Source organism: Micromonospora sp. NPDC047548, from assembly GCF_040642975.1.
Taxonomy (GTDB): domain Bacteria; phylum Actinomycetota; class Actinomycetes; order Mycobacteriales; family Micromonosporaceae; genus Micromonospora.
In genome coordinates, this window is sequence record NZ_JBEYTI010000104.1 from 1 (window position 1) to 5,003 (window position 5,003).

Sequence of the window (5,003 nt, forward strand, 5' to 3'; positions counted from 1 at the left end):
ATCACTTTCGGCAACGACAGTGGTGCAAGCACCGTCGATGCTTCCGTCATCTCACCCCAAGATCACGCACTCCCAGGCCACCCGGCGTGTCACACACACCGCCGACCCGCCACCCAAAACTGCGAAAGTCGAGTTCATCCACAACTCTTGACAATTGCTCTCGTCGATGCCTTCCCGGCGTGCAGCGGCCACCAGCCGGGCCGGTGCTCGCGCTGCGGGTGACCGGCTGGTCGGCGTGGTCTGCGACGGACCCGGCTGGCTGAGAGCCCGTCGTCGGGTGTCAGCGGGTCGGGGCGAGGGCGTCCAGCACTTCGTCGGCCCGCCGCAGCGACGCCTGCGCGTCCGCACGGGGTGAGCCGATTTCGGGATCGAAGTTGAGGTCGACGAACACTTCGGTGATGCCGGCTTCGGTAAGTCTGCCGAGATCCGACCGGATCTGCTCGAGCGTGCCGGTGAGGGGCTCGCGCTCGGCCGGGCCCGCAGGGCGTACGCGGACCGCGCCGCGGCAGACGAACCGCAACGAGCGGGGATCGCGCCCGGCGTCCGCCGCAGCGGCCTTGACCGTCGCGACCGCCGCCCCGATGCCGGTCACGTCGGCCTGGCTGCCACTGACCCAACCGTCGGCGAGCCGGCCCGCCCGGCGCAGCGCCGCTGGCGCATGGCCGCCGAGCAGGATCGGCGGGTGTGGCCGCTGCACCGGCTTCGGCTCCATCCGGGTCGGCGGGATCTGGTAGAACTCGCCGCGATGCTCGACGACGTCGTCCTGCCAGAGGGCGCGAAGAACGGCGAGGAACTCCTCGGCCCGATGGCCCTGTCGATGCTTGCTCGCACCCGTCGCCTGGTACTCCTCGTCCGCCCAGCCGAGGCCGAGTCCGACGTCGAGCCGTCCGCCGGCGAGGATGTCGAGGGTCGCGGTCTGCTTGGCCAGCACCACCGGCGAGATGAACGGCATGTTGAGCACCGCGACACCCAGCCGGATCCGCGTGGTGTGGCCGGCCAGGAACGCCAAGGTGGTCAGCGGGTCCTGGACGCTGTGGTACGTCTCGCTCCAGCCGAGGTCGGCCGGCACCAGCAGGCGCTGAAACGTCCACAGCGAGTGGTATCCGAACTGCTCGGCGCGGCGGGCGACGTGAACCATGTTCTCCGGGGTGGCCCACAAGCCGGAGACGGGCGCGGCGAATCCAACCTCCACCCCCGGCACGGTACCCAGGTCTGTCCCCGTCGGGCACTGGAACCGCTAACTCCCGGCCGTGTCCTCGGGTGTCGCGGGCGCGGGCCTGGTCGGACTGCCAGCGGCGCAGGATGCCCTTGATGACGGCCAGTTTCGGCCCCGTTCCCCCAAGCGCGATCGAACCGTCCGCCGACACTTCGAGCGCTGCAGCGGTCTGCTACCGGCCGACGTTGACCGCCCACTCGCCTACGCGTGACTTCATCGCGTGGATAGGTTCATCGAAGAGGTGTGTTGGGGCACGGACCGCCGGGGAGATCGGCGGACACGGAGGCCGGTCAACCTCCGAGGCGGACCTCGATCTCCACCTCGACGTCGTCACGGACCTTGAGCGCGCCGAGAAAGGCCGAGTACTGCTTGATGCCGTATGCCGACTGGGTCACCACCGTCGTCGCGCGGTACCGATCGGGCGTCACTTCCCGCACCTGCACGTCGATGGGGGCGGCGACCCCGTGCAGGGTGAGAGTTCCGCTGATGGTGGCGGAATCGTCGCCGGTGCCGACCCGGGTGGAATCAAAGGTGGCCGTCGGGTGGCGATCGACGTCCAGCGTCCGCCGGGCGTTGTTCTCGATCTCGCCCCGGTCCTTGTCGGTCAGCGGCCGCGCACCGCCGGTGCCCTCCCGCACGGCCAAGGACGCCAACTCGACGTGAGCCGTCGCGGTGGCATCCGCCGGCCCGGTCTCGGGAACGTTGACCTGCACTGACCAGTCGTTCACCTCAATGGTCAAATCGTGGCCGATGGTCGAGCCGACACCCGTGCGGCCCGTGCGCAGCAGCATCCGCCCGTTGTGCGGGCCGAACCGCAATCGGCCGGTTCTGATCGCCACCTGGCCTAGCGTAGGCGAAATGACCGTTGCCCATGCGGTCACCGGGCGAAGACCGAGGGCGGCATCTGGTGCGGGCTGGTGGGTGGCCGGCAGGTACAGGTAGAGGATGGCGACATACGACTGTCCGACCGTGTCCTGGTACATCGGGGCCCCATGTGCGCACCCGTCAGTGAGGTCCGCTCCTATCCAGCCAGTACGACGTCGACCGCGACACGTTCCGGCTCCAGGCCTGGCTGCCATGGGCCCCGCCGCCTCGGTGACAGCAGCGGCAATCATGCGCTCACATGGCATGAACTGCCCGCCACGGTCAGCGGGGTCGACTCAGCCACTCCCAGGCGCGGCGGAGGCCCACCTGCACCGGGTCGTCACCCGCGACCTTGGACTTTCGGCGGCCGTGTCCTCGCCCGGCCCCTGCATCTCGCCACCGGGCACGTCCTGATCGCCGGCGCGACCGACGGTGTGGGAGCGCTCGCGATCCAGTACGCCGCGGCGGCCGGCGCCCGCGTCATCGCCACCGCTCGCCCCGGTGCCGCCACCGACTTCGTACGACAGCTGGGCGCTGCCGAGGCGGTGGACTACCCCGGCGACGTCAGCGGCCAGGTCCGGGCGGTCGCACCGGACGGCGTACCCGCGGTGGTGGACCTGGCCGGCGACGTCGTAGCCGGTCGACTGCGCGTACCGATCACCAGACGCTATGACCTGGCCGAGGTGCCCCAGGCACTCGCCGACTTCTTCGGTGCACTCGGCAAACTCGGGGTCACCCTTGGCATCGACTCCAGGTCAGCGCGTTGGCCACCTCCTCCGGTGGCACCTCCTCAACAAGCGGTCAGCGTCCGCGCCACGTCAACGTCAGCTCGCGCGAGCGGCGGCCGTACCGTTCTTTCAGTGGCCAGTTGGCGGGATCGCCGAAGATTTGTCCGTCTGCTTGGCCTTCTTCGCCGCCCGCTTTTCCTTCAAAGTCATGGCTGGCTTCTTCATATTGCTCTTCTGGGGAGACTTGTCGGACATGTCGACCTTTCCCACACAACGTCAGGATGGCGGTCCGTAGCGGCGATTTCGGCGCCCTGCCAACCGCGATCCGCCGGACGAAACCATGGACAACAGGCGATGCCCGCCGGTTGGCTACCCTGAGTCAAGAAACATGGTCAGACGACCACGTCCCCTAGCCTAGTACTCTAGCCGCACTTTCAGGTTCGGAGCCTGCGCTGGTAGTGGCTGGTTCGGGCGCGGTATTGATGCCGGCGCCGCCACCGGCACCACTGCCAGATATGATCTTGGCGGTGGATCGTGGTGATCAGATGCGCCAGGAGACGTCGGACCTCGCCGAGGGCGAGGGGGATGAGCTTGTCCCTTTCGGGGTCGCTGCCCCTTTTGAGGCCGCGGCGGTGACGGCGAGGAACGCGTGTGCCCACATGGCCAGGGTGATGTGGCGGTACCAGGCGTCGTAGCGGCGTACCTGGTAGGCCTCGACGCCTACCGCAGAGTCGCTGAGATCACTTCAGTGGGCGATCCAGCCGACCCGCCGCCGGGCCAGGGAACGGCTGGGGTCACGCTCCGACACTGCGGCCCGCCGGATACGTGAGCTGCCGGATGTCCTTTGGCAGCTCGGATTCCAGGTCCCCGAGTTCCTCGGCGCTCAGCGCCTCGCGGAGGGTGGTCAACACCGCGCGGGCGGCCTCAGCGGCCCGCTGGTCATCCATTCCCGCACGCGCCCCTACCTCATTGCGGAACTCCACGAGATCGAGCCGTTCGGCGAAGTCCACTTCCTTGTGCAGGTACCCTCGGATCTCCTCCGGGAGCTGTGTGGCCAGGTCGTGGGCCTCGCCGCCACTGATCCCCTCCGCCAAAGTCGTGAGCGTGGCTCGGATGACGTTCGCCGCCTCCGTCGCTGGCATTCCCGCCCGCTTCGCCACCGCTTCGAGAAACTCGGCGTAGTTCACGGGTTCTCCTTCCGGGTACCCGGCGGCGTTCGCGACCGGCGTCGGGTTCTGTCTCGTGCGCCGATGACCCATCAGGCGGACGGGGTCCGACCCATCTCGGCGAGGATCCGGTCAGTCGGCAGCGGCGTACCCGCGTGCGACGCGGGCACACCTGCTCCTGCCTCAACTGTGCGTGCTACGAGCCCGGGCGTCGCCCGCCACCGGCACCCACGGGTTCGATCACCTGCCTGAACTCCTTCGGAAGCTGGGCCACCGCGTTCTCGAACTCGTCACGGGTAACAGCCTCACGTAGCGTGGTGAGCACCGCGCTGACCCCGGCACCGGCGAGCGAACGGTCGATGTTCGGGCGGTCCGCCACCCGCCGCACGAACTCTTCGAGCCCGAACGACGCGGCCCGTTCCCGCCCAAGTGGTCTGCGCAGGTGATCGTCGAGCCCTTCCGGAAGCTGATAGGCGAGGTCCTCAGCCTGGCCGCCGCTGATTCGATCTGCCAATGTCTCCAACGTCGCGCTGGTGAGTGTCGCCGCCTGATCGGTCGACACCTTTGCCCGCGTGGCGACTGCGTTGATGAAATCCTGGTATTCCACCTGATTCTCCTCTCCGGCCGGATCGCCCTCGAACCGCCAGTTACGAGCCCCTGACCTCAATGCGCCGCGGTTCGGTTCGGTTCGCCTTGCCCACGCGTACGGTCAACACCCCGCCGGAGGGACTCGCGGCGACGCTGTTGGAGTCGACGTCGCCCGGCAGCGTCAAGACGTGTTCGAACTGGCCGACCCTGCGTTCCCGGCGACGGAGGAAGGATTCCCCTGCGTTCCCGCTGCTTGATCTCACCCGTGATCCTCGACTGGTTGTCGCGCAGCGAACTGGTACCTCGACAGCCTTCCGGGTGGGGTGTCAACTGCTGCCAAGGGAGTTGGGCTGCCACGAGCTTTCCGGACAGGGGATCTACTAAGATCCTTTTCCAGAAGGTGAGGAATCCGTGCCCCAGAAACGTCGAAATTATTCTCCG

The 5,003-nt window shown here is 68.1% G+C and carries 6 protein-coding genes and 1 pseudogene; 1 reads left to right on the forward strand and 6 read right to left on the reverse strand.

Annotated features, from left to right (window positions below; all coding sequences use genetic code 11):
- Nucleotides 1–280: 280 nt before the first annotated feature.
- Nucleotides 281–1,192 carry a TIGR03619 family F420-dependent LLM class oxidoreductase gene (locus ABZ807_RS33050; protein WP_357167011.1) on the reverse strand — a complete coding sequence of 304 codons (912 nt, stop codon included), beginning with the start codon at nt 1,190–1,192 and terminating at the stop codon, nt 281–283.
- 314 nt (nt 1,193–1,506) lie between these two features.
- The gene (locus ABZ807_RS33055; protein WP_357167014.1) at nt 1,507–2,331 is read right to left on the reverse strand and encodes a YceI family protein; all 825 of its coding nucleotides are present in this window, start codon (nt 2,329–2,331) and stop codon (nt 1,507–1,509) included.
- Between the two features lie 183 nt (nt 2,332–2,514).
- Between ABZ807_RS33055 and ABZ807_RS33060 the strand changes: the two are divergent.
- Nucleotides 2,515–2,697, forward strand: a pseudogene (locus ABZ807_RS33060) (zinc-binding dehydrogenase); the annotation flags it as partial.
- A 240-nt stretch (nt 2,698–2,937) separates the two neighbouring features.
- On the opposite strand, the gene ABZ807_RS33065 reads toward ABZ807_RS33060, so the two are convergent.
- From ABZ807_RS33065 to ABZ807_RS33080, 4 genes are all read right to left on the reverse strand, one after another.
- Complete coding sequence (locus ABZ807_RS33065) at nt 2,938–3,078, reverse strand: hypothetical protein (RefSeq protein ID WP_357167026.1); 141 nt, start codon at nt 3,076–3,078, stop codon at nt 2,938–2,940.
- A 524-nt stretch (nt 3,079–3,602) separates the two neighbouring features.
- On the reverse strand, nt 3,603–3,995 hold the full coding sequence (locus ABZ807_RS33070) for a DUF2267 domain-containing protein (protein ID WP_357167017.1): 393 nt from the start codon (nt 3,993–3,995) through the stop codon (nt 3,603–3,605).
- A gap of 175 nt (nt 3,996–4,170) precedes the next feature.
- Nucleotides 4,171–4,581 (reverse strand): DUF2267 domain-containing protein, encoded by a 411-nt coding sequence (locus ABZ807_RS33075; protein WP_357167020.1) that lies wholly within the window; start codon nt 4,579–4,581, stop codon nt 4,171–4,173.
- A gap of 40 nt (nt 4,582–4,621) precedes the next feature.
- A complete protein-coding gene (locus ABZ807_RS33080; RefSeq protein WP_357167023.1) occupies nt 4,622–4,825 on the reverse strand; it encodes an Hsp20 family protein in 204 nt (67 codons plus the stop codon).
- Nucleotides 4,826–5,003: the final 178 nt, after the last annotated feature.

What these genes read in the sequence shown, in the direction of transcription:
- ABZ807_RS33055 (WP_357167014.1), bottom strand. Translation starts at nt 2,331, where the DNA reads ATGATTGCCGCTGCTGTCACCGAGGCGGCGGGGCCCATGGCAGCCAGG.